This window comes from Thermobacillus xylanilyticus (assembly GCF_907165215.1).
In the GTDB taxonomy this organism is placed as follows: domain Bacteria; phylum Bacillota; class Bacilli; order Paenibacillales; family Paenibacillaceae; genus Thermobacillus; species Thermobacillus xylanilyticus.
In genome coordinates, this window is the sequence record NZ_CAJRAY010000063.1 from 1 (window position 1) to 24,573 (window position 24,573).

The window sequence follows — 24,573 nt, forward strand, 5'->3', positions numbered from 1 at the left end:
CATAGTGACATTATCTCAGAACAGTTATACCGTGACATTATCACAGAACAACGACAGGCGCCCGGGCGATTGCTTGACAATTGATTTTCACAAAAGATAAAATGATTCTGTATTCCTTCTTTTTGAATCGATTTTCCTTCCAGAAATTGATTCGAACCGATCTTTTTCGACATGAACCGAAAGAAACGGTGGAACACCGGCTGAGAACCGAATACGATCCATGGCTTCGGCTTTGGTGAGAACGAGGAGGTGAGAGGATGCCTATCGAAATCTGGATCTGGCTCCCGATCGTTCTCGTTGTTGGCGCAGTATTTTTTGGCATTGGCTACTGGGTACGGAAATCGATCGCCGAAGCGAAAATCTCGAGCGCGGAGAAGGCTGCCGAGCAGATTCTGGAGAACGCACGCAAGGAAGCCGACGCGCTGAAGAAGGAGACGATTCTCGAGGCGAAAGACGAAGTACACAAACTCCGAGCCGAAGCGGAACGGGAAACACGCGAACGCCGGAATGAATTGCAGCGCCTGGAACGGCGTCTGCAGCAGAAGGAAGAGTCGCTGGACCGCAAGCTGGAAGCGCTGGAGCGCAAGGAAGAGCAAGTGGCCAACAAAGAGAAGCGAATCGAGGAAACGCAAGAACAGATTGACGCGATATATCGTCAGCAAGTTCAGGAGTTGGAGCGCATCTCCAACTTGACTTCGGAAGAGGCCAGACAGATCATTCTGTCGAATGTCGAGCAGGAAATCCGTCACGAGACGGCACAGATGATCAAAGACATCGAGCAGCAGGCCAAGGAAGAAGCGGACAAGAAGGCGAGAAACATCATCTCCCTGGCGATTCAGCGTTGCGCGGCCGACCATGTGGCCGAGACGACCGTTTCGGTCGTCGCGCTGCCGAACGAGGAGATGAAAGGCCGCATCATCGGCCGGGAAGGCCGCAACATCCGCGCGCTGGAGACGCTTACCGGCATCGATCTGATTATCGACGACACGCCGGAAGCGGTTATCCTGTCCGGGTTTGACCCGATCCGCCGCGAAATCGCGCGCACCGCGCTGGAGAAACTGGTGGCGGACGGCCGCATTCACCCGGCGCGGATCGAGGAAATGGTCGAGAAATCCCGCAAGGAAATCGACGAGCGGATCCGCGAATACGGCGAACAGGCGACGTTCGAGGTCGGCGTTCACGGACTGCATCCGGATCTGATCAAGATTCTCGGACGTCTGCGCTATCGTACAAGCTATGGCCAGAACGTGCTCAAGCACTCGATCGAAGTGGCCTATCTGGCGGGTCTGATGGCCGCCGAGCTCGGCGAAGACGTCATGCTGGCCCGGCGGGCGGGACTGTTGCACGACATCGGCAAAGCGCTGGACCACGAAGTGGAAGGTTCTCATGTCGAGATCGGCGTCGAGCTGACGAAGAAGTACAAGGAACACCCTGTCGTCATCAACAGCGTCGCGTCGCACCACGGCGATACGGAAGCAACGTCCGTCATCGCGATGCTGGTAGGAGCGGCGGACGCGCTGTCCGCGGCTCGTCCCGGCGCCCGTCGCGAGACGCTCGAGACGTACATCAAGCGGCTGGAGAAGCTCGAAGCGATTACGGAATCGTTCGAAGGCGTCGAGAAATCGTACGCCATCCAGGCCGGCCGCGAAGTGCGCGTCATGGTGCAACCGGACAAGATCGACGATATCGAGGCGTTCCGGCTGGCGCGCGACATCACGAAGAAGATCGAGAGCGAACTCGATTATCCGGGACATATCAAGGTCACGGTTATCCGCGAGACGCGCGCTGTGGAATACGCGAAATGAACGACCTGAGAGCGGCTGGTACCTGCCAGCCGCTCTCTTATCCATATTGGGAGGGAAATGCATGATCGTACTCTTCATCGGCGACATCGTTGGCAGCACGGGACGCGCCGCATTGAAGCAAGTGTTGCCGTCGCTGAAGAGCAAATATCAGCCGCATCTGATCGTGGCCAACGGGGAGAACGCGGCACACGGCCGCGGCATTACGGCGGCGATCGCGCGGGAGTTCTATGAACTCGGCGTACACGCGATCACGATGGGGAACCATACGTGGGACAACAAAGATATCTTCGAATGGATCGACGACGAGCCGCGCATCGTCCGGCCGGCGAATTTTCCGCCCGGCACGCCCGGAAGAGGATCGACGGTGGTGAAGGCGAACGGCAAGACGCTCGGCATTCTCAATCTGCAAGGACGCACCTTCCTGCCGCCCCTCGACTGCCCGTTCCGGGCGGCGGATGAGCTGATCGGGAAGCTCAAGGCGCAGACGCCCTGCATTCTGGTGGACTTCCATGCGGAAGCGACTTCGGAGAAAATCGCGATGAGCTGGTATCTGGACGGACGGGCGTCGGTTGTCGTCGGCACCCATACCCACGTGCAGACGAACGACGACCGGATTCTGCCCGGCGGGACGGCTTGCCTCACCGATGTCGGCATGGTCGGCTCGCGGGACGGTGTGCTGGGGATGGAGCGTTCATCCGTCGAATACCGCTTTCTGACGCAGCTGCCTTCCCGGTTTACGGTCGACGAAGGCAAATGGCAGTTCCATGCCGTTCTGGCGGAAATTGACGACGCGACCGGCAAAGCGAAATCGATCGCGAAGATTCGTCTGACGGAGGATGAATGGCTGCTGATGCAGTAGCAAAACGGCCGCAAGGCGGCCCTTTTGCCGCCGCAAATTGTCAATCAATTCGGAACAGTGTGCAAAGTGCGTGTACAACAGCAGGAATTTTTCGACCCCTCTCGAATAAGATGAATAGTGGATTCCATCCATCATTCCCGAGGAGGTACTTTCCATGGAGGTATTAAAAGTTTCAGCAAAGTCCAATCCAAATTCTGTCGCAGGCGCGCTGGCGGGCGTATTGCGCGAACGCGGGTGCGCAGAATTGCAGGCAATCGGGGCTGGTGCGTTGAATCAGGCGATCAAGGCCGTGGCGATCGCCCGGGGATTCGTCGCGCCAAGCGGGGTGGATCTGATCTGCATTCCTGCATTCACCGACATCGTCATTGACGGGGAAGACCGCACGGCAATCAAACTGATCGTCGAGCCTCGCTGACTGCAGCAGACAAACACAACGGCATACCTTCATCCGTTGCTTGGCGAACGGAACGATCCGAAGGAACGAGATTGGAAATCCATGCAACCTGTTTACGGCCGTAAACGGGTTTTTTTGCTGCCGAAAGGCGAGAAACCACCGAATGAAGCGGAGGGTCGGGGATGAGGGAATTTGCGGACCTGCATTGCGATGTGCTCGCCAAGCTGCTGACCGGTGAGGCGGAATCTTTTGACGGACCGGGTTCGGACGGGCTGGATGTCACCTATGGCAAGCTGACCGCTTCCGGCGCCGTCCTGCAGACGTTCGCCGTCTACCTGCCGAAGCGCGTGCCGCAGACGTTCATGTCGGTCGTCCAGGCGGTCGATCGGTTTTACCGTCAAGTCCTGACCTGCCCGCATGTGACGTTCGTCCGCTCGCAGGCCGATCTGGCCGCCTGCGGTCCCGGACGGCCGGGGGCGCTGCTGGCGCTCGAAGGCGCGGAAGGCCTCGAGGGCAGCTTCGCCGCGCTTCGCATGCTCCACCGGCTCGGACTCCGCATGCTCGGCCTGACATGGAACGACGCGAACTGGGCGGCCGACGGCGTCATGGAGCCGCGCGGCGGCGGGCTTACGCGGGCCGGGCGCGAACTGGTTAGAGCTTGCAACGAGCTGGGCATAATAGTGGACGTGTCTCATCTGTCCGAACGGGCATTCCGGGAGACAATCGAGGAGAGTGCGCGGCCGGTCATCGCTTCCCATTCCAATGCGCGATCGGTCTGCGATCATCCCCGGAATCTTCGCGATGATCAGATCAAGGCGATCATCGACGCCGGCGGGCTGATCGGCCTGACATTCGTTCCATGGTTCGTCAGCGACAGGGACGATCCCGGGCCGGAAGATTTGATTCCGCATATCGAACGCGTGCTGGAGCTCGGCGGGGAGCGCGTCCTCGCGCTTGGATCCGATTACGACGGCATTGACCGCCATATCCGGGGGCTCGACGGACCGGACGGCACGGCACGGCTGCTGGACATGCTGGCGCTTCGGTACGGTGAGGAACTGACGGAGAACATTGCGCGCGGAAACGCTTTCCGATTTTTGTCGAGCCAGCTTCCGCCGGCCTGACGCCGCTTTCCGGTTCGATCTCGGAACGATATCGATTCGTTCGAAAAGAGCTATGCGATAAAAGCTTGAAATGGCTTGCAAATGTCAACGGACAGTCATAAAATTTATTTGATCGCAGAGAAAAAAATTTTTGATCTGCGAAAGTGTTGTCGAATCATTGCGAACGATCAATTGAGGAGATGGACATTTTGATCAGTCAATTGTCTTGGAAGATCGGGGGACAACAAGGCGAAGGCGTTGAGAGCACGGACCGGATCTTCTCGACCGCGCTGAACCGTCTCGGGTACTATCTCTACGGTTACCGGCATTTCTCGTCGCGGATCAAGGGCGGACACACGAACAACAAGATCCGGATCAGCACGACGCCGAAGCGGGCGATTTCGGACGATCTCGACATCCTTGTCGCATTCGACCAGGAGACGATCGATCTGAACGCACGGGAACTGCGTCCCGGCGGCGTCATCGTGGCGGACGCCAAGTTCGATCCGAAAGTTCCGGAAGGCATTGACGCGCGGCTGTTCGCCGTGCCGATCACGGCCATCGCCGAGGAACTCGGCACGTCGCTCATGAAGAACATGGTGGCGTCCGGCGCTTCCTGGGCGCTGCTCGGTCTGCCGCTTGACGTGTTCAACAAGGCGGTGGAGGAAGAGTTCGGCCGGAAAGGTCCGGCCATCGTGGAGAAGAACATCGAAGCGGTGCGCCGCGGCGCGGCGTTCATTCTCGAGCAGGCCGGCGGCCCGCTGGAGGAATTCCGGCTGGCGCCTGCGGACGGCAAGAAGAAGCTGTTCATCATCGGCAACGAAGCGATCGGCCTTGGCGCCATCGCGGCCGGCTGCCGTCTCATGTCCGCCTATCCGATCACACCGGCTTCCGAGATTATGGAATATTTGATCAAGAAACTGCCGAAGTTCGGCGGCACGGTCGTGCAGACCGAAGACGAAATCGCCGCCGTTACGATGGCGATCGGCGCGAACTACGCCGGCGTGCGGACGATGACCGCATCGGCGGGTCCCGGCCTGTCGCTCATGATGGAGGCGATCGGCCTCGCGGGGATGACCGAAACGCCGCTCGTCATCGTCGACACGCAGCGCGGCGGCCCGTCGACCGGTCTGCCGACGAAGCAGGAGCAATCGGACCTGAACGCGATGGTATACGGCACGCACGGCGAAATTCCGAAGGTCGTCATCGCGCCGGCCACGATCGAGGACTGCTTCTACGACATGATCGAAGCGTTCAACGTTGCGGAAGAATACCAGGTGCCGGTCATCGTCATGACGGACCTGCAGCTTTCGCTCGGCAAGCAATCCTGCGAGCCGCTCGATTACAACAAGATCGAGATCAGGCGGGGCAAGCTGGTATCGAACGTACCGCCGCTTGAGGAGAACAAGCTGTTCAAGCGTTACGAATTCACGGAAGACGGCATTTCGCCGCGCGTCCTGCCCGGCGAGAAAGGCGGCCTGCACCATGTGACGGGTGTCGAGCACGACGAGGAAGGCCGCCCGAACGAGAACGCCGTGAACCGCCGCAAGATGATGGACAAACGGCTCGGCAAGCTGAACGGCATCAAGATCCGCGACGCCATCCGCGTCGACGCGCCGCACCAGACGCCGGATATGCTCATCATCGGCATGGGCTCGACCGGCGGCACGATCGACGAGGCGCGCGAACGTCTCGCGCAGGACGGCATCACGTCCAACCATATCACGGTACGGCAGATCGCGCCGTTCCCGGCCGACGAGCTCGCGCCGTACGTACAGGCGGCGAAGACGGTCATTGTCATCGAGAACAACGCGACCGCGCAGCTTGCGAATCAGATCAAGCTGCATGTCGGCGGCGCCGACAAGATCCGGAACGTGCTGAAGTACGACGGCACGCCGTTCCTGCCCGCCGAACTGTATAAAGCATGCAAGGAGATGAAATGACCGATGGCGACATTCAAGGATTTCCGCAATAACGTCAAGCCGAACTGGTGTCCCGGCTGCGGCGACTTCTCCGTGCAGGCTGCCATCCAGCGCGCGGCGGCGAACGTCGGCCTTGAGCCCGAGAATCTGGCCGTCATCTCCGGCATCGGCTGCTCGGGCCGGATCTCCGGCTATATCAACGCGTACGGATTCCACGGCATTCACGGCCGCGCCCTTCCGATCGCCCAGGGCGTCAAGCTCGCGAACCGGGAGCTGACGGTCATCGCGTCGGGCGGCGACGGCGACGGATTCGCCATCGGCATGGCGCATACCGTCCATGCGATCCGCCGCAATCTGGACATCACGTATATCGTCATGGACAACCAGATCTACGGTCTGACCAAGGGCCAGACGTCGCCGCGCAGCGCGGTCGGCTTCAAGACGAAGTCGACGCCGCAAGGCTCGATCGAGTCCCCGCTGTCGCCGCTCGAGATCGCGATGGCGGCCGGCGCGACCTTCGTCGCCCAGTCGTTCTCCAGCGATCTGAAGCAGCTCACGTCGCTGATCGAACAGGGCATCCAGCACAAGGGGTTCGCGCTGATCAACGTGTTCAGCCCGTGCGTTACGTTCAACAAGGTGAACACCTACGACTGGTTCAAGGAGAACATCGTCAACCTCGACCAGTTCCCGGATTACGATCCGACGAACCGCGTCGCCGCGATGAACAAGATCATGGAGACAAACGGCATGCTGACCGGCCTGATCTACCGCGATACGACGCGCAAGTCGTACGAAGACCTGATTCCGGGATTCCGGGAAGAAGGTCTGTATCGGCAGGATCTGCGCCTGGATCAGTCCCAATTCGAAGAACTGGTGGCAGAATTCTACTGATGAGCCATCCGAGAGCATGCGTCCGCAGGCGGCCGCGTGCTCTTTTTTGTGTCCCGGGCCGTGATCTGCGTCACAGGATTCGCTTTGGGCCGCGGGTTACAGTAGAATGGTATGGAATATCGCTCGAAAGGATGAGTCGACCATGAAACAAGTGCCGATCGGCGTATCGGCCCGCCATATTCATTTGTCGAAGGAACATATCGCCGCCCTGTTCGGCGAAGGAGCGGAATTGACGGTGCTGAAACCCCTCAGTCAGCCCGGCCAGTTCGCGGCGAACGAGACGGTCGAAGTGATCGGACCGAAGGGCCGTTTCCCGAAGGTGCGGATTCTCGGACCGGCCCGCCCGAAGACGCAGCTCGAGATCTCGCGCACGGACGCGTTCGCGCTCGGCCTGAATCCCCCGGTCCGCGAATCGGGGGACATCGCGGGTTCGCCGGGCATCACGATCGTCGGCCCGGCCGGGCAGGTGACGGTGGAGGAAGGCGTCATCATTGCGGCGCGCCACATCCATTTCCATACGTCGGAGGCCGAAGCCTGGGGCATCGCGGACAAGCAGCTGCTGCGCGTCCGGGTCGGCGGCGAACGCGGTCTCGTCTTCGAGAACGTCATCGCACGCGTCTCGGACAGCTTCGCGCTGGACATGCACATCGACACGGACGAAGCGAACGCGGCCGGCGTGAAGACCGGCGATACGGGCGAGATTCTTGACTGACGGCCTAACGGACGAACAACCCGATTTCGGGATGCCGGGCTTGCGGTAGCGCGCCGGCCTCGTTTCATGCTATAATAGGCGGGATTATGGAAGCGAGGCGATGGTTCGTGGCGAACGAGACGAAGGACTACAGCCGCTATTTCGATTTCTCGGACGCTTTAATCTCCGAAGACGAACACGGCAAGCGGATCCGGATCGGCGGACGAGAAATTTACATCATGTCCGAACCGAGCTACCGCCGGGAGAAGCAGCGCGGCAAGGAAGAAATCAAGGTGCTGTACGAAGAGGCGGTGCCGGAAGAGCTCCGGACGTTCGGCAAGGGGAAAAAATATATCATCCAAACTTACGGCTGCCAGATGAACGAGCACGACACCGAAGTGATGAAAGGTCTGTTCGAGCAGATGGGGTTCGAATGGACGGACGACCGCCGGGAAGCGGACGTCATCCTGCTCAATACGTGCGCCGTGCGGGAAAACGCGGAGGACAAGGTGTTCGGCGAGCTCGGCAATCTGAAATCGCTGAAGCTCGAGAAGCCGGAGCTGATCCTCGGCGTCTGCGGCTGCATGTCGCAGGAAGAGTCGGTCGTCGGGCGAATTCTGCAGAAGCACGCGTATGTCGATCTCGTTTTCGGCACGCATAACATTCACCGCCTCCCGATTCTGCTTCGGGACGCGTATTTCGGCAAAGAGATGGTTGTCGAAGTGTGGTCGAAGGAAGGCGACATCATCGAGAACCTGCCGAAGAAGCGCGAAGGGATGCGCGCCTGGGTGAACATCATGTACGGCTGCGACAAATTCTGCACGTACTGCATCGTGCCTTATACGCGCGGCAAGGAGCGTAGCCGGCTGCCCGAGGATGTCATCGCGGAAGTACGCGAACTGGCGCGCCAGGGATACCGGGAGATTACGCTGCTCGGCCAGAACGTCAACGCGTACGGCAAAGATTTCACGGACCGGGACTACCGGTTCGCGGATCTGATGGCCGACCTGTCGAAGATCGACATTCCGCGCATCCGGTTCACGACGAGCCACCCGCGCGATTTCGACGACAAGCTGATCGAAGTGCTCAGCCGCGGCGGCAATCTCGTGGAGCACATCCATCTGCCGGTGCAATCCGGCAGCACGGAGATTCTGAAGCGGATGAGCCGCAAATATACGCGCGAATCGTATCTGGAACTTGTGCGCAAGATCAAGGCCGCCATTCCGGATGTCGTGCTGACGACGGACATCATCGTCGGGTTCCCGGGCGAGACGGAGGAGCAGTTCGAGGAGACCCTGTCGCTCGTCCGCGAAGTCGGCTTCGATTCGGCGTACACGTTCATCTACTCGCCGCGCGCCGGCACACCGGCCGCCGAGATGGAAGACAACGTACCGATGGAAGTGAAGAAGGAGCGGCTGATCCGGCTGAACGACCTGGTCGCCGAGCTTAGCAAGCGGAGCAACGAGGCGCTGCGCGGCCGCGTCGTCGAAGTGCTGGTGGAAGGCCGAAGCAAGAGCAACCCGAACATGCTGTCCGGACGGACGCGCACGAACAAGCTGGTCCACTTCGAGGGATCGCCGGAATGGATCGGTTCGTTCGTCCATGTGCGGGTGACTGATCCGCAGACCTGGTATATCAAGGCGGAACCTGTGCGGCAGGAGACCGGGGCGGTCTCCTGACCGGCTGTCCGCGTCAAGGAGAGATGCAAGAATGGCTGATCACGGCCACGATCATGGCCATGACCATGCGGGAGAATGCGGCATTCCGAAATTCGATTCGCGGGATCTCGTCATTCGCGCCGACATCATGGCGAAGGCGAAGGAATTGGCCGAGATGATCTACACCTCGGACGAAGTGCAGCATTATCGCAAGGCCGAGGCGCAGATCAAGGCGAGCGAGAAAGTGCAGTCGATCATCGCGCAGATCAAGAAGAAACAGAAGGAGATCGTCGCGTTCGAACGGTTCCAGAATCCGGAGATGGTGAAAAAAATCGAGGCCGAGATCGAGGCGCTGCAGGACGAGCTGGATCAGATGCCGATCGTCGTCGATTTCCAGCAAAGCCAGTCGGATATCAACTATCTGTTGCAGCTGGTCGTGTCGGTCATCCGCGACACCGTCGCGAAGAAGCTGGATGTCGAGGGCGAACCCGCGCCTGCGGTACCCGCGGACTGCAGCGATTGACCGGCGCCGCACGGCACTTGCGAAGAAGAAAGGCTTCCGTGAAACGGGCGAAACGTCCCGCGCGGAAGCCTTTTTCATTGTATTGATGCAAGCGCTTACGATCATGTTTCGGGCATGATCGGGAAGGATACGGGAGGATAAAAGCGCATGCATCCGGCTGCCTGCCGTCATCCCGGAACAGGATCGCAGGATCCGGAATACCCGGAATCACGCCTTTTGACAGTTGAGTTATCCGTTTACTAAACTTGTAGGCAACCTGTTGGTTGCGGCAAGACAAAAGGCAAGACCAGAAGGAAGACAGAGGGGGATGAATACCAGTTACCGAAAGGAGGATGCCGATGGAGTCGATGGTCGAATTCGTCAATGTCAGCAAAACCTACAAGAACGGCTTTCAACCCGTGAAATCGTTAAGTTTCCGCGTCCAGCGGGGTGAGTTCCTCGTCCTGATCGGCCCGAGCGGCTGCGGAAAAACGACGACCCTGAAAATGATCAACCGGCTCATTCCGCATACGAGCGGCACCATCACGGTGAACGGCAAAAATATCGCCAAACAGAACACGGTGGAATTGAGGCGCAATATCGGATATGTCATCCAGCAGATCGGTCTGTTTCCTCATTATACGATTGAGGACAATATCGCGCTCGTCCCTGCATTGAAAGGCTGGGACCGCCGGAAGATCCGTCAGCGCGTCGAAGAATTGCTCCATCTGGTGGGGCTGGACCCGGCGGTGTTTGCGAAGCGGTATCCGAAGGAACTCTCAGGCGGGCAGCAGCAGCGGGTCGGCGTCGCGAGAGCGATGGCCGCGGACCCCGAGCTGGTCTTGATGGACGAGCCGTTCGGAGCGCTGGACCCGATCACGCGCGAACAACTGCAGGACGAGTTTTTGCGGCTGCAGAAGGAACTCGGGAAGACGGTAATTTTCGTCACCCACGACATGGACGAGGCGATTCGCATGGGCGATCGCATCGCCATCCTCAAGGACGGAGAACTGCTGCAGCTGGATACGCCCGAGCGGTTGCTGACGCATCCGGTGCACGGCTTTGTGGAGCAATTTATCGGAAAAAATCGGATTTTTCAAAATCCGGAGCTGCTTCCCGTCACCGAGGTGATGCGTTCCGATCCGGCAACCATTTATCCCCATCGATCCCCCGAGCGCGCCATCACCTACATGCGGCAGCGCCGCACGGACACGCTGCTCTGTATCGACGAGCAGGGCAAGCTTCTCGGCATCATCAGCGGCTATGACCTGCAGGGCGATTCCGCGCGCATCCGGACGGTCAGCGAAATCATGAAGCCGGCCGAGCCGGTGCTCCCCATCGACGCAACGGCGAAGGATGCGCTGGTCAAAATCTCGGAATCCCGCTTCGGCGTCATCCCGATCGTCAATGAGCACGGGAAATTGTCGGGCATCGTGACCCGGGGATCGCTGATATCCGTCCTCGCCGGACGCTGGAAGGACGAGGAAGGCGGGGTGGTCTCATGAACCGGCGGTCGTTATGGGAGCAAATCGTGCAGCAGCTGGAGGCGAGACACGCGGATCTGGGCTTGGCCGTACTCCAGCATATCAAGCTCGTCGCCATCTCCATGGGCATTGCCATCGCAATCGGCGTGGCGCTGGGCATCGCCGTCAGCCGGGTCAAGAAACTGGAAGGTCCGGTGATCGGAACGGCCAGCACGTTGCAGACCATTCCCAGCCTGGCGCTGCTCGGTTTCATGATCCCGTTCTTCGGCATCGGCGAGCTGCCGTCCATCATCGCGCTGTTCCTGTACTCGCTGCTGCCGATCATCCGCAACACGCACACCGGCATTACAAATGTGGACAAGTCGGTGATCGAGGCGGCATCCGGGATGGGCATGACGGATGCGCAAATCTTGTTCCGCATTCAGCTGCCGCTCGCATTCTCGGTCATCATGGCCGGCATCCGGACTTCGGCGGTGATCAATGTGGGGACCGCCACGCTGGCGGCGTTTATCGGCGCGGGCGGGCTCGGCGATTTCATTTTTCTGGGCATCTCCCGCAGCATGGACGCGCTCGTGCTGATCGGCGCGGTTCCCGCGGCGCTGCTTGCGCTGCTGCTCGATTTCGTGTTGGCAAGGCTGGAACGGGCGGTTACGCCGAAAGGGCTGAAAATCTGAAGTATCCATCGGGAAAGGAGTCGTGATGAATGAAAGCTGTCAAGGCGCTGCCGGCCCTCGCGCTGGCGCTGGTGCTGGTGCTCGGCGGTTGCGGCGGCGGAGGCGATCGCAGCGGCGGAACGGCGAAACTGACGGTCGGGTCGAAAAACTTTACGGAAAACATTCTTCTGGCCCATATGATGGCGACCTTGATCGAGGAACATCTCGGGATCAAGGTGGAGCGCAAAGTCAACCTCGGCGGCTCCAATGTCGCATGGCAGGCGCTGCTGAACAACGATATCCAGATGTACATCGATTACACCGGTACCATCGTGGCGAACTATTATCAGGAGGAGACCGGAACAGCGGAAGAGACGCTGAGCAGAGCGAAGGAGCTCGTGGAACAGGATCAGTTGAAGCTCCTGGAACCATGGGGGTTCAACAACACGTACACGCTGGCGGTCAAGCAGGATCTGGCGGATGAACTCGGTCTTTCCACGTACAGCGATCTGGCGAAAGTATCGGACCGGCTGGTGATCGGTTCCGAATTCGAATTTCTTGATCGTCCGGACGGACTGCCGGGCCTGAAGAAAGTGTACGGCATGAAGTTTGCGGACGAGAAGGGCATGGACGCCGGGCTGCGCTATCCTTCCATCGAGGAAGGCAAGGTCGACGTCATCAATGCGTTTGCCACCGACGGCATGCTCGTCGTGCACCAGCTGAAAATCCTCGAAGATGACAAATCGTTCTTCCCGCCGTACCACGGGGCGCCGCTTGTCCGCATGGACGCGCTCGAGCGTTTTCCCGAGCTCGAAGAGCTGCTCAACCGGCTGGCGGGCAAAATTGACGACGAAACGATGCAGAAGCTGAACGCGAAAGTCGATGCCGAAGGCCTGAAAGAGGAGAACGTGGCAAGGGAATTCCTTGTCGAACAAGGCTTGATTGAAGGCTGAGGCAAATGTGAACCTCCGGCAATCTGAGGGTGATCAGACGGCCGGAGGTTTGTTATGTGCAGTCAGGCTTCCGTCCCGTTGTCCCGAATGCCGGCCGGCCGGGCCGGAATCCGCAGCCCGCGGACATGCGGCAGCAGCGCCGCGGCCGCGATGGCGGCGACGACGGCTTTGACGATGTCGCCCCCGATAAAGGGCGTGAAGCCCGCGGCGATCGCGCCGGCGGCGGTAAGATGGTAAACCTTCGCCAGCCACGGCACCCCGGCGAGATAGGACAGGAGCGAACCGCAGCCGATGAAGATGACAAACAGCGCGAACGTGAAAAGGGCGCGGTTCCTGCCGTGCAGACCGGTGTTCAGCAGCTTGCCGACGCACCAGCCGACCGCCGCGGCGCAGAACGGAAAAGCGAACAGAAATCCGCCGGTCGGACCGAGCACGTAGGAGAGTCCGCCTTGTCCGTGCAGAAGCGGCAGACCGAGGGCGGTCAGCGCGATGACCAAGCCGATGCTGAGAAAACCGCCCCGCGCGCCGAGAAACGCTCCGGCCAGCATGACGGCGAGATTCTGCAGCGTAATCGGAACGGGCGAGAACGGCAGCGGAATCTTGATCATGCTCATGACGATGAACATGGCGGCGAACAGCGCCGTGTAGACAATGCCGCGAATCGGTAAATTCATGATTGCAATTTCGCTCCTTAATTGTTAACCTTAATATGGTCTAATGGTTAACCAACCGCATTGTAACATGGATGGACTTGCCGGTACAGGGGTTTGATCAAAAAATGACGCAGGCGGAACGTTTTCGCATATGCGGAGCGGACGTGCGGCTGGAAGACGGGCGGCCGCTGCTGCGGGTTGACAAGCTGGAAATCGCGCCCGGCGAATGGGTGCATGTCACCGGGCCGAACGGAAGCGGGAAGAGTACGCTGGCCCGGCTGATCGCGGGCATTCCGGAGACGGCGGCCGGCGGGAAGGCCGCCCTGTCCGGCTCGATCACCCGCGGCTTCGCGGGGGACCGGCCGCTTCCTTATGTCACGCAGGATCCGGAAGCGGCGATCGTCGGGTCGACGCCGTGGGAAGATCTGGCGCTCACGCTCGAAGCGCGGGGGATCGGCGGCAAGGAGGCGCAGGCCGAGATCGAGCGGCTGCTGCGCCTGTGCCGCCTGTGGGAGCGGCGCGGCCTTCCCGTCGAGCATCTGTCCGGCGGACAGAAACAGATGCTCGCCGCCGCCGGCTGCATCGCGTCGGGCGCGCCGCTCATCGTGTTCGACGAAGCGGCCTCGATGCTGGACAGCGCCGGCAGGGCGCATGTCCTGAGCGGCGCGCGCCGTCTGCGGGAAGCGGGCGCGGCGGTCGTCTGGATCTCCCATGCGGCGGAGGACATCGCGCACGGCGACCGGGTCGTGGGGCTGCTCGACGGGAACATTGTGTTCGACGGTCCGGCCGAATCGTTCTTCCTGCCGGAGGGAGAGGCCGGGAGTCCATGCGAGCGGCTCGGATGCGAGGCGCCGCATGCCGTACGGACGGCGCTGGCCTTGAAGCGGCGCGGCATTCCGCTCGATCCGCTGCCGCTTGCGCCGGAGGAGCTGGCGCGGTCGCTTGCGGCGTTCGGCGCATTGCCGTTCGATGAGCCTGAGCGTGTTCCGGCGGTGCTTGACGGGGAGATGACGAACGGGGATATGGCGAAAGGTTCGGACTCCGCCGACGGAACCGCCGGACAGGGCGGCATGGACGGGACCGGCGGCGGTCCGGCCGAAGACTGGCGGATCGACGGGCTGTCGGTGCACGGCGACGGCGGCGCGGCCCTGCTGCGGAATGTTTCAGCCGTATTCCGCGGCGGACGCATCACGGCCGTCGTCGGGCCGAACGGCGCGGGGAAGACGACGCTGCTCGAGACGATGGCGGGTCTGCGCCGGCCGGACGCCGGCAGCGTGACGCTCGGCGGCGTGCCGCTCTGGCAGGGCCGTCGGCCGCGGCGCGACCGGCTGCTGCGGTTCGGCCTGGCGATGCAGCGGTCAGAGTCGGCCTGGTTCGCCGATACGGTCCGCGGCGAGCTGATCTATGCGATGCGCCCGTATGCGGTGCCGGCGGACGAGCGGCCGGCCCGGGCGGAAGCGGCGCTTGAGAAGGCCGGGCTGCAACCGGCCGTCATGGGCCGCGTGCCGTGGACGCTCAGCGGCGGCGAGCAGCGCCGCTTGTCCTGGGCATGTCTGCATGCGGCGGGCGCGCCGTGGCTGCTGCTGGACGAGCCGACGGCCGGGCTTGACGCCGCCGGCGCGGCCGCGCTGCGCGCCCGGCTCGCGGCCCACCGCGCGGAGGGCGGCGGCGCGGTCATCGCGACGCATGATCTGGACGCGCTGTGGCCGCTCATCGACGACATCGTCGTCGTCGCCGGCGGCGAAATCCGCGAGGCGGCGCCGGCGTCGGCCTGGGCGCAGGCCGTGCTGTCGGGCGGCAGCGTCATGCCGCCCGAGGCGCTGCCTCAGGCGCTGCGGACGGCCGCGGCGCTGCGGGCGCTGCAGCCTGCGCGGCTGCAGGAAGCCTGCGCGCTAGCGGCCGATGCCGGGCGCATCGGGCCGGATATCGCAGGCTTCCGGCCGGCCCGGGAACGGCCGCCGGCTTCCGCCGCGCAGGGGAAGCCGGCCTCCGCGCTCCTGCGGCGTCTCGCCGGGCTCGATCCGCGCGCGCTGTGGGCGGCGTACCTGCTGGCGGCGTCGGGCGTCCTCGCGATGGACGGTCCGGCGGACACGGCCGCAAGCCTCGCCGTCGTCTGCGCGCTGATGCTGCCCGTCGCGCGGCTCATTCGGCCGTACCGCGGCGTCATCCTTTATTATCTCGCGCTGACCGCGGCGCTTGCGCTCCTCACCGGCGCCAGGTTCACGCCCGCGTTCGGTTGGGACGCCGGCGCCGCGCTCGATACGGTATGGCTGATGGCGCGGCTGCTCGCGGTCATGCTGCTCGGCATGCCGCTGCTCGCGCTGATTACGCCGTACCGGCTGCAGCAGGCCGTGGAACGGCTGCTCTCCGCCGTCCGTCTGCCGCAGCGGACGATCCGGTCCGTCGGGCTGTCGGTGTCGCTGTTGTTCCGCTTCATTCCGCTCATGGCGGCGGAGTGGAGCCGGTTCGCGCGGATCGGCGTCGCCCGCGGCAAGCACCCGGTGCCGCCGGGGCGCATTCCTTTCCGCGCGCTGCCCGCCGTGCTCGTGCCGTTCCTGCTCGCCATGCTGCAGATGGCGGACCGGGTGGCCGTGTCGCTCACGCTGCGCGGCTTCGGCAGCGGCAGGCGGGCGGCCGTACGGGCGCTTCCGATCCGCTTCACGCGGCGGGACGCGGCGTTTGTCGCCGCCGCCGGGGCGGTCTTCGCGCTGCTGCGGCTGATTGATATTACACTGTAACGACGGGAATGCGGGCGCCGGCAACGTTCCGGCGCCCTTCGCATGCATATATGACGGTATTGACGGCCGCTCCATTCCGGATATATAATTAGGTAACCTAAATAATTAGTATCCTAATAATATGGCTGCCGAATGCCGTTCCTGAGTTTAGTGGACGTAAGGATGCATGGCGGACCATAAACTTTCGGAAAAGGGGGAGTTCGCATGAAGCCGGACAAGCGGGAAGAAATTGCCCGGCTGCTGATGGAAACATTCGCGCATTCCAGGCAATCGCTGAAAGGGACAGGCGGCGGAGACGCGCCGCGTCGTCCGGGCGAATTGATGGTGCTGCACTTCATCCACTCCCGGGACGACGGCCGCGGCGTTACGGTGTCGGAGATCGGCGGATGGCTTCGCGTCACGTCGCCGACGGTGACGCAGCACATCAACCGGCTGGAAGAGCAGGGACTCGCCGAACGTTTCGCCGATTCGTCGGACCGCCGGGTCGTCCGGATCCGGCTGACCGGGCAGGGACGGCAATACATCGAGCGCATGAATCGATCCCGTCTCGAAATGTTTGCCGGGCTGGCGGACTATCTCGGGGAAGAGGAATGCCTGCATTTCATCCGGACCATGAGGAAAGTGACCGACTATCTGTCGGAACGGCAGCAGGCGTTCTGGCGGCAATATGAATCGGCAACGGGCAGAGAGCCGCACAGGCCGGCGCAGGGATCGCCTGACCGGGCGGGCGCACCCGGTCAGGCCGGGGCGGAGCCGTCAAGCGCACCCGGCTCGGCTTCGGCGAACGATGCGCCGTCCGGGGCCGGAACGGCCGACCGGTCCGTCCCGGCGGAAGAAGACGGCCATTGACCCGTTGCAACGAATTTCACTGGAAAGGTGATTGAACGTGACCGGATTGCTTCGTTATTTCAAACCGTATCGCCGGCTTGCCGTCCTCGTGCTGCTGCTGGTCCTGCTGCAGTCGCTGTCCGAACTTTATCTGCCTACGCTTATGGCGGACATCGTCAATATCGGCGTGCTGAAAGGGGACACCGCCTACATTCTGCGGACGGGCGTCTTCATGCTGCTGACGGCGGCGTTCGGCGTTGCCTGCAATATCGCGGCCAGTTACTTTTCCGCCCGGGCGTCGTCGGGGTTCGGGCGGGATCTGCGCAGCAGGCTGTTCCGGCATGTCAGCGGATTCTCGATGCGGGAGTTTGACCGCTTCGGCGCCTCGTCGCTCATGACGCGCGTGACGAACGACGTGACGCAGGTCCAGCAGACGCTCATCATGATGCTGCGCATGATGGCGGCGGCGCCGATGATGGCCGTCGGCGGCATGATCATGGCGCTGGCCAAGGACAGGCAGCTGGCGCTTGTTATCATCGCCGTCATCCCGGTGCTGGCGCTGACGATCTTTGTGATCTCGCGCAAGGCGATGCCGCTCTTCCGGTCGATGCAGGCGAAGCTGGACCGGCTCAACCGGGTGCAGCGCGAAGGCTTGACCGGGGTGCGCGTCATCCGTGCGTTCAACCGCACGGAGCATGAGCGGCGGCGGTTCGACGGCGCGAACCGGGAACTGACCGATACGGCCCTCAAGGCTACCCGGCTCATGGCGTTCACGATGCCGGCCATGATGCTGATCGTCAATTTCTCTTCCGTCGCCATCGTCTGGTTCGGCGGCATCCGCATCGACCGTGGTGAACTGATGGTCGGCGATCTGATGGCGTTCATCCAGTATGCGATGATGATACTGTTCTCGCTGATGATGATGTCGATGCTGTTCGTCATGCTGCCGCGCGCCGCCGTGTCCGCGGGCAGAATCCGGGAAGTGCTGGAGCTTCCCGCATCCGTCCGCGATGCGGACTCCCCCGCGCGCCCCGCACGGCCGGAGCAGGCGGGAGCGGGCGGCCTGATCGAATTCCGTGACGTCACCTTCCGGTACCCCGGCGCCGAGCAGCCGGCGCTCGCGAACATCTCGTTCACGGCGAAGCCGGGAGAGGTGACGGCGATCATCGGCGGCACCGGTTCGGGCAAAACCACGCTGTTCAACCTCATCCTGCGCTTCTATGACGCCGAGAGCGGCAGTGTATTGGTGGACGGTGAAGACGTGCGGAATTGGCCGCAGGAGAAGCTGCGCGCCCGGATCGGTTATGTTCCGCAGCAGGCGATGCTGTTCACGGGCACGATCGCCGACAACATCCGCTGGGGCAAGGAGGATGCTTCCGATGAGGAAGTGCGGCGCGCGGCGGAGACGGCGCAGGCGCTCGAGTTCATCCGAGAAATGGAAGGCGGGTTCGACGCGCAGGTGGCGCAGGGCGGCAAGAATCTGTCGGGCGGCCAGAAACAGCGTCTGGCCATCGCGCGCGCCCTCGTGCGCAGACCCGGCATCTATCTGTTCGACGACAGCTTCTCGGCGCTCGACTACAAGACGGACGCCGCGCTGCGCAAGGCGCTGAGAGCCGAGACGGGGAATGCGGCCGTCCTGATCGTCGCCCAGCGCATCAGCACCGTCGTCGACGCGGATCAGATCATCGTCCTGGACGGCGGCCGGATCGCGGGCATCGGCACGCATGAGCAGCTCCTCAGGGATAACGAAGTTTATCGGGAAATTGCGGCTACGCAGCTGACGGAGGAGGAGATCGCATGAAAGGGAACCGCGAATCGCAGACGAATTACCGGCCCCCCGGACCCCGCGGCCCGGGATTCGGCGGCCCGCGGGGCTTCGGCATGCCGCCCCAGAAGCCGAAAGATTTCAAAGGAACAGTGAAGCGGCTGACCGGCTATTTGAAACCTTACGCGGGCCAATTGATCGCCATCCTCGTCATGGGCGTGCTCGGGACGGCGTTCTCGATCATCGCGCCGAAGCTACTGGGCGACATTACGACGAAGCTGTTCGAGGTGGTGACGGCACGCATCGCCGGTGTGCCGGCGGAGGTCGATTACCGCGGCATCGGGAACATCATCCTGATCCTGCTGGCGCTCTATGCCGTCAGTTCGGTGTTCACCTGGATTCAGCAATATTGGATGGCCGGAATCGAGCAGAAGACCGTCTACACGCTGCGGCGGGAAGTGAATGAGAAGCTGTCCCGGCTGCCGCTCCGCTATTTCGACGCCAGGCCGCACGGCGAGACGCTGAGCCGCATCACGAACGATGTGGACAACATCGGCAACACGCTGCAGCAGAGCCTGATGCAGCTCGTGACGTCGCTCGTGACCATCGCCGGCGTCATTGCCATGATGCTGTACATCAGCCCGCTGCTGACGCTGGTCTGCCTGGTGACGCTGCCGCTTTCCGCGCTGGCGGCGGCCGCCGTCGCGAAGCGTTCGCAGGTCCAGTTCCTGGGTCAGCAGCGTTCGCTCGGCGAACTGAGCGGGCATGTGGAAGAAATGATCGCCGGACACCGCATCGTCAAGGCGTTCGGCCGCGAGGAAGACGCAGTGCGCAAATTCGACGGCATCAACGGCCGTCTGTACGATTCCGGCTGGCGCGCGCAGTTCATCTCCGGCATTCTGATGCCGCTTACCGGCTTTATCGGCAATCTGGGGTATGTCATCATCTGCGTCGTCGGCGGCATTCTCGTGGCCGGATCGCGGATCGCAGTCGGCGACGTGCAGGCGTTCATCCAGTATGCGCGGCAGTTCAACATGCCGATTACGCAGCTTGCGGGGATCGCGAACATCATCCAGTCGACCGTCGCCTCGGCCGAGCGTGTATTCGAGCTGCTGGATGAAGCGGAAGAGACGCCGGATGCCGCGGCGGATCAGCCTGCGGCGCAGGACGGACCGCGGGGAGCGGTGGAGTTCCGGAACGTGCGGTTCGGTTATGCGCCGGATGAGCTTCTTTTTGACGATCTGAGCTTCGAGGTGAAGCCCGGCCAGACGGTCGCCATCGTCGGGCCGACCGGAGCGGGCAAGACGACGCTCGTCAATCTGCTCATGCGCTTCTACGACATCCAGGGCGGCTCGATCTCGATCGACGGCCGCGACATCCGCACCATGGAGCGGGGCAGGCTGCGCAGCCTGTTCGGCATGGTGCTGCAGGACACGTGGCTTTTTGGCGGCACGATCCGGGACAACATCGCCTTCGGCCGGGAGGATGCGACGGAGGAGGAAATCATCGCGGCCGCGAGAGCCGCGTACGCGGACCGGTTCATCCGGACGCTGCCGGACGGGTATGACACGGTGCTGAACGAGGAAGCGGCCAATCTGTCGCAGGGGCAGAAGCAGTTGCTCACGATCGCGCGGGCGGTGCTGGCCGATCCGGCCATCCTGATCCTGGATGAGGCGACCAGCAACGTCGACACGCGCACGGAATACCAGATCCAGGACGCGATGAACCGCCTCATGCGGGGACGGACCAGCTTCGTCATCGCCCACCGCCTGTCGACGATCCGCGGCGCGGACGTCATTCTCGTCATGAACCGCGGCCGCGTCATCGAGCAGGGCACACACGAGGAACTGCTGGCGAAGGGCGGCTTCTATGCCGAACTGTATTACAGTCAATTCGCCCGGCCGGAAGGGAAACCGGCCGTCTGAGGTTCCCAATAAAAGACGCGGGCCGCGAGGCGGAAGATGCCGCCGCGTAGCCCGCGCTTCATGCATTCAATCAGAACCAACCGGAGCGCAGCACGATGACCAGCAGGATGTAGAGCACCAGAATGACGCCCGTGCTCGTTCTGAAGAAACCGCCGTAACCTCCTGCGTAGCTCATGGATTGCTTCCCTCCTGTTTTTTTATAGTGTGATGCGGGATCACAATTGCAGTCTATGCCTTACCCGGCTGTGCCTTTTGGACGTTTGACCGGCATCAGGATGAATTGCGCGAATGCCCATGCGGGCGGACGCACCCCGGATGATTCCGCCCGGCGCGGGGGTTCGCGGCCGCATAGAATTGTCACACTTTGGTTACAATTCGGATGGACTGTCCGCTGGCGGATCCCCGTGCTTTTCCGCTATAATGCGGTTAGGACAGGGACATGGAACCCGCCGAAACCCCATTACGTCGGGAGTGTGCGCAAGTGACGGTCACCAATGTGTCGGATATATCCGCCGATCTGTTCATCCTTGGCGTTATTTTTATCCTGCTGATTTTCTCGCTGCTCAGCCTCGGCATTCTCCGCATGTTCCAGCAGCGGTTCCGCGCGGGATGGATTTCGTTTGGCGGGGCCGTGATCAGCGCGGTTGTTTTCTTCCTGATCCTCGATCGCTGGTACGTCTGAATGTCGAAAACGCCATGCCGCCCCCGTCAGACCGGAGCGCACGTTCCGGACGGCGGGGGTTTTCATCTTGAACGCATCCCCGGGCGTCGATTTTGGGCGGGGGGCGCAACCAATCCGGTCCGTCCGCGTCTATAACAGTGTCTATCGAAACAAAAAAGAATGCCGGCTTGAGAAGGAGAAGAAGCATGAGATCGAAACCATTCAAAATTGCAATTGTCCTGTTAACCGTTATCGCATTGATCATTCCATTCGCAACCGCCCGTGCCGATTCGTCGTCAGCCGGGGGATTCAACGTGCTGCAGCTGGCGAAGGACAGCGACATCATGCTGTTCAACGGCGAGGAAATCCGGGCCGCGCAGCCGGTCACGTACAAGGACGGCGCGGCGTATATTCCGCTGAACGGCATCGCTTCGGTGTACGGCTTCACGCTGTACTTTGATGCGAAGACGAAGGAAGCGGTGGCGAAGTCGAACGTCCTGGAACTGAGATTCAAGGCCGACAGCCCGTTCATCAAGGTCAACGGATCGGCCGTGAAAGGCCCCGGACCGGTATTCGCCCAGGAGGGCTACATGATGGTGCCGCTCAGAATGTGGGCGGACCTGACGGACAGCCGCATCAACGTGTCCGGCCGGCAGATTACGCTCAGCTGGAGCATCGCCGTGCCGTCCGCCGCGTTCGAGATCGAAGCCGATGACGAAATCCACGCCGGGCAGACGGTCGTCTTCTACAAGGATTTGGCGAGCCATCCGAACGGACTGCCCATCGTGCAGGACGTCTGGGAAGGGCGTTATGACGTGTTTCCCGAAGCCGGATGGTACACCGTCACGCGCCGGGTGATGGATGCGGCCGGCAACTGGAGCGAACCATACTCGGTTACCGTTGAAGTTCTGCCGCCGAACCTTCCGCCTGTCGCGGATTTCAGGACCGACAAGGAGACCTACCGGATCGGCGAGCACATCGAGTACCGTGATCTCAGCGCGGACGACGAAGACGCGATCGTGCGCCGCACCTGGGTCGGCAACGAGCCGGTCTTCTTCGAATCCGGCGAGAAGCTGGTCGAATTGGAAGTGGAAGACAAGCACGGACTCACGCACCGGGTGTCGAAATTCATCACGGTTACGGATGAAGTGCTGTACACGAAGGAAGAGTACGACAAGCTGTTCACCGATATCGGGGGCAAATACGCATTGTCGGGTTCCGAGGTGCTCGGCTACACGCCGGTGGAGTACACGTTCAAAAGGGAAAACGTGCGGCTCGTGAGGAGCAACAGCCCGGAAGTGCTGCGCGAGACCGGCATCGCCTACGACACGATCCAGACCGGCAAAACGCGGTTCCTGATCTACAACCAGAACGCGATGTCTTACAACGTCAATGTGTATCTCGTCGCCACGAACTTCAACGGAACGGCCGTTGACATCTCGATCGGCGCCCATGGCGCCGGCGGCCCGGACCCGTACTCGACGAACGCGGGCAAGATGTCGACGCTTCGCTATCTGGATGCGGTGAACCGGGGCGTCCAGGCCGGTACGCTGCGCCTGCGGCCGAAGGAATCGGCCGTCCTGCTCGCTGACAAACTGTCCGCCGTGCCGATCAAGCCGAACCAGATTTTCTCCGCCTACGCGGACATTACGTCGAACGATTACGTCCGGTATCGCGTGGTGATCGTGCCGCAAGGCGTCGATCCGCTGCAGGAGCTCGAGAAGCTGCCGATGCTGCCGCGCGACGGCGTCCATGTGCGCGGCTCGTTCGACTACACCGACCGCAGCATCACGATCGAGGAGCAGCTGGGCCAGACGAAGCAGCGCCTCATGTTCGGCGACAACAAGTATGACCCGAACCTGTGGGGCATTGACGACGGCACGGGCAAAAACGAGCTCAACGTCGGGAACTACGGCGTGCTCTACCGGATGAAGGTGAACGTCGCGCCGCGCACGCTGATTTCGCTCAACGCGCGGGGCGGCCACTATACGGGAGCGTTCATCGTGGGCGGCAGCGTCGTCGAAGTGACGAAGGGCAGCATCCTGAAGAACCAGGACGAAGCGTGCGTGCTGTATCGGAGCGGCAACCGCGCCGAGACGGTCGAGATCGTGTTCACGCCGGCTTCCGGCAGCAATCTGCCGATCGCCCTCATGTTCGAGCCGCTGCCGGAAGAGCGGACGTAAGGCGCGGCGAGGTCCGCGGGTTTGACGTTAACCGCGTTTTCAGGCATGATGGAAGGTAAGAAAAACGGCTTGCGCCGTACGCCTGACAAGGCGCATCCGTTTTGCGCAAAAAGACAAGATCGATTGATAACCGCCAGGCTTATAAATTCTTGTCTTTGAACAAACCTTCCGGAGGTCAGATCATTGGATACGGATGACATCATTCGGATGATGGCGAGCCAGGGACTGCGCATTACGGACCAGCGGCGGACGCTGGCCAGGCTGTTCGCCGACACGCCCGGTTATCTGTCGCCGAAGGACGTCTATGACTATATGGGCCGCTTCTATTCGGGCCTCAGCTTCGACACCGTCTACCGCAACCTGCGGCTGCTCGACGAGCTGGGCGTGCTCGAACAGGTCGTCTTCGAGGACGGCGTGAAGTTCAAGCTGCATTGCCGCGAGCACGACCATCACCATCATCTGATCTGTCTGCAATGCGGCAAGACGTACCCGCTGACCCATTGTCCGATGGAAGCGACGGACGTTCCCGATGATTTCGTCATCGTGAAGCACAAGTTTGAAGTGTTCGGCTACTGCGGCGACTGCGCGGGCGCCGAGACGGCGGCCGGAAACCGCTGACGGCGGGAGGGTCGGACATGCGAACGCTGCTGAAGGCGGGCATCGTCTTCTACCGCCGCTTCATCTCGCCGCTCAAGCCGCCGACCTGCCGCTTCCACCCGACGTGTTCCGAGTACGCGCTCGAAGCGATCGAAGTGCACGGCGCGCTGCGCGGCAGCTGGCTGGCGATCAAGCGCATCCTGCGTTGTCATCCGTTCCATCCGGGCGGCATCGATCCCGTGCCGCCGCCGGGGAAGCCGCCGGCTTGACAAGAAGTGCCGCGATCCGTTAGGATAATGAACAATCCT

General features: G+C 61.9%; 22 protein-coding genes. 20 read left to right on the plus strand and 2 right to left on the minus strand.

All coding sequences use genetic code 11. The features are described from left to right. Positions 1-257 precede the first annotated feature (257 nt). From rny to KJQ12_RS12355, 12 genes are all read left to right on the plus strand, one after another. Entirely contained in the window at positions 258-1,805 is a 1,548-nt protein-coding gene (gene rny, locus KJQ12_RS12300) for a ribonuclease Y (protein ID WP_015254891.1), read from the plus strand. A gap of 61 nt (positions 1,806-1,866) precedes the next feature. Next, positions 1,867-2,664 carry a TIGR00282 family metallophosphoesterase gene (locus KJQ12_RS12305; protein ID WP_015254890.1) on the plus strand — a complete coding sequence of 266 codons (798 nt, stop codon included), beginning with the start codon at positions 1,867-1,869 and terminating at the stop codon, positions 2,662-2,664. A gap of 154 nt (positions 2,665-2,818) precedes the next feature. Continuing rightward, the gene (locus KJQ12_RS12310) at positions 2,819-3,079 is read left to right on the plus strand and encodes a stage V sporulation protein S (RefSeq protein ID WP_015254889.1); all 261 of its coding nucleotides are present in this window, start codon (positions 2,819-2,821) and stop codon (positions 3,077-3,079) included. 161 nt (positions 3,080-3,240) lie between these two features. Next, positions 3,241-4,182, plus strand: coding sequence for a dipeptidase (locus tag KJQ12_RS12315; RefSeq protein WP_213484904.1), 942 nt, complete (start codon positions 3,241-3,243; stop codon positions 4,180-4,182). Between the two features lie 188 nt (positions 4,183-4,370). Beyond that, positions 4,371-6,104, plus strand: coding sequence for a 2-oxoacid:acceptor oxidoreductase subunit alpha (locus KJQ12_RS12320; RefSeq protein ID WP_213484905.1), 1,734 nt, complete (start codon positions 4,371-4,373; stop codon positions 6,102-6,104). Positions 6,105-6,107: 3 nt separating this feature from the next. Continuing rightward, positions 6,108-6,974, plus strand: coding sequence for a 2-oxoacid:ferredoxin oxidoreductase subunit beta (locus KJQ12_RS12325; RefSeq protein WP_015254886.1), 867 nt, complete (start codon positions 6,108-6,110; stop codon positions 6,972-6,974). A 142-nt stretch (positions 6,975-7,116) separates the two neighbouring features. Further along, a complete protein-coding gene (gene pduL, locus KJQ12_RS12330) occupies positions 7,117-7,686 on the plus strand; it encodes a phosphate propanoyltransferase (RefSeq protein ID WP_213484906.1) in 570 nt (189 codons plus the stop codon). 107 nt (positions 7,687-7,793) lie between these two features. Continuing rightward, the gene (gene miaB, locus KJQ12_RS12335) at positions 7,794-9,344 is read left to right on the plus strand and encodes a tRNA (N6-isopentenyl adenosine(37)-C2)-methylthiotransferase MiaB (RefSeq protein WP_213484919.1); all 1,551 of its coding nucleotides are present in this window, start codon (positions 7,794-7,796) and stop codon (positions 9,342-9,344) included. 31 nt (positions 9,345-9,375) lie between these two features. Beyond that, a complete protein-coding gene (locus KJQ12_RS12340) occupies positions 9,376-9,846 on the plus strand; it encodes a YlbF/YmcA family competence regulator (protein WP_213484907.1) in 471 nt (156 codons plus the stop codon). Between the two features lie 338 nt (positions 9,847-10,184). Beyond that, positions 10,185-11,330, plus strand: coding sequence for an ABC transporter ATP-binding protein (locus KJQ12_RS12345; protein ID WP_342344846.1), 1,146 nt, complete (start codon positions 10,185-10,187; stop codon positions 11,328-11,330). Then, positions 11,327-11,983 (plus strand): ABC transporter permease, encoded by a 657-nt coding sequence (locus tag KJQ12_RS12350; protein WP_213484908.1) that lies wholly within the window; start codon positions 11,327-11,329, stop codon positions 11,981-11,983. Before KJQ12_RS12345 ends, KJQ12_RS12350 begins: the two co-directional genes overlap by 4 nt. 29 nt (positions 11,984-12,012) lie before the next feature. After that, positions 12,013-12,915 carry a glycine betaine ABC transporter substrate-binding protein gene (locus KJQ12_RS12355; RefSeq protein ID WP_213484909.1) on the plus strand — a complete coding sequence of 301 codons (903 nt, stop codon included), beginning with the start codon at positions 12,013-12,015 and terminating at the stop codon, positions 12,913-12,915. Positions 12,916-12,977: 62 nt separating this feature from the next. Here KJQ12_RS12355 and KJQ12_RS12360 read toward each other — a convergent pair whose 3' ends face one another. Next, on the minus strand, positions 12,978-13,589 hold the full coding sequence (locus KJQ12_RS12360; protein WP_213484910.1) for a biotin transporter BioY: 612 nt from the start codon (positions 13,587-13,589) through the stop codon (positions 12,978-12,980). A gap of 104 nt (positions 13,590-13,693) precedes the next feature. On the opposite strand from KJQ12_RS12360, the gene KJQ12_RS19760 reads away from it, so the two are divergent. The 4 genes from KJQ12_RS19760 (at position 13,694) to KJQ12_RS12380 (ending at position 20,824) form a co-directional block, all read left to right on the plus strand. Beyond that, the gene (locus KJQ12_RS19760) at positions 13,694-16,306 is read left to right on the plus strand and encodes an ATP-binding cassette domain-containing protein (RefSeq protein ID WP_213484911.1); all 2,613 of its coding nucleotides are present in this window, start codon (positions 13,694-13,696) and stop codon (positions 16,304-16,306) included. A gap of 204 nt (positions 16,307-16,510) precedes the next feature. Beyond that, positions 16,511-17,155 (plus strand): MarR family winged helix-turn-helix transcriptional regulator, encoded by a 645-nt coding sequence (locus KJQ12_RS12370; RefSeq protein WP_213484912.1) that lies wholly within the window; start codon positions 16,511-16,513, stop codon positions 17,153-17,155. A gap of 37 nt (positions 17,156-17,192) precedes the next feature. Beyond that, on the plus strand, positions 17,193-18,935 hold the full coding sequence (locus KJQ12_RS12375) for an ABC transporter ATP-binding protein (protein WP_213484913.1): 1,743 nt from the start codon (positions 17,193-17,195) through the stop codon (positions 18,933-18,935). Beyond that, positions 18,932-20,824, plus strand: a complete 1,893-nt coding sequence (locus KJQ12_RS12380) for an ABC transporter ATP-binding protein (protein WP_280529261.1) — start codon at positions 18,932-18,934, stop codon at positions 20,822-20,824. The genes KJQ12_RS12375 and KJQ12_RS12380 overlap by 4 nt, the downstream gene beginning before the upstream one ends. A gap of 70 nt (positions 20,825-20,894) precedes the next feature. On the opposite strand, the gene KJQ12_RS12385 is transcribed toward KJQ12_RS12380, so the two are convergent. After that, positions 20,895-20,999 (minus strand): YjcZ family sporulation protein, encoded by a 105-nt coding sequence (locus KJQ12_RS12385; protein ID WP_213484914.1) that lies wholly within the window; start codon positions 20,997-20,999, stop codon positions 20,895-20,897. Positions 21,000-21,263: 264 nt separating this feature from the next. Between KJQ12_RS12385 and KJQ12_RS12390 the strand changes: the two genes are divergently transcribed. From KJQ12_RS12390 to yidD, 4 genes are all read left to right on the plus strand, one after another. After that, positions 21,264-21,506 carry a hypothetical protein gene (locus tag KJQ12_RS12390; RefSeq protein WP_015254876.1) on the plus strand — a complete coding sequence of 81 codons (243 nt, stop codon included), beginning with the start codon at positions 21,264-21,266 and terminating at the stop codon, positions 21,504-21,506. Between the two features lie 185 nt (positions 21,507-21,691). Further along, a complete protein-coding gene (locus tag KJQ12_RS12395; RefSeq protein ID WP_213484915.1) occupies positions 21,692-23,668 on the plus strand; it encodes a stalk domain-containing protein in 1,977 nt (658 codons plus the stop codon). A gap of 207 nt (positions 23,669-23,875) precedes the next feature. Further along, a complete protein-coding gene (locus tag KJQ12_RS12400; protein ID WP_041854359.1) occupies positions 23,876-24,286 on the plus strand; it encodes a Fur family transcriptional regulator in 411 nt (136 codons plus the stop codon). 17 nt (positions 24,287-24,303) lie between these two features. Beyond that, entirely contained in the window at positions 24,304-24,534 is a 231-nt protein-coding gene (gene yidD / locus KJQ12_RS12405) for a membrane protein insertion efficiency factor YidD (protein ID WP_015254873.1), read from the plus strand. Positions 24,535-24,573 lie beyond the last annotated feature (39 nt).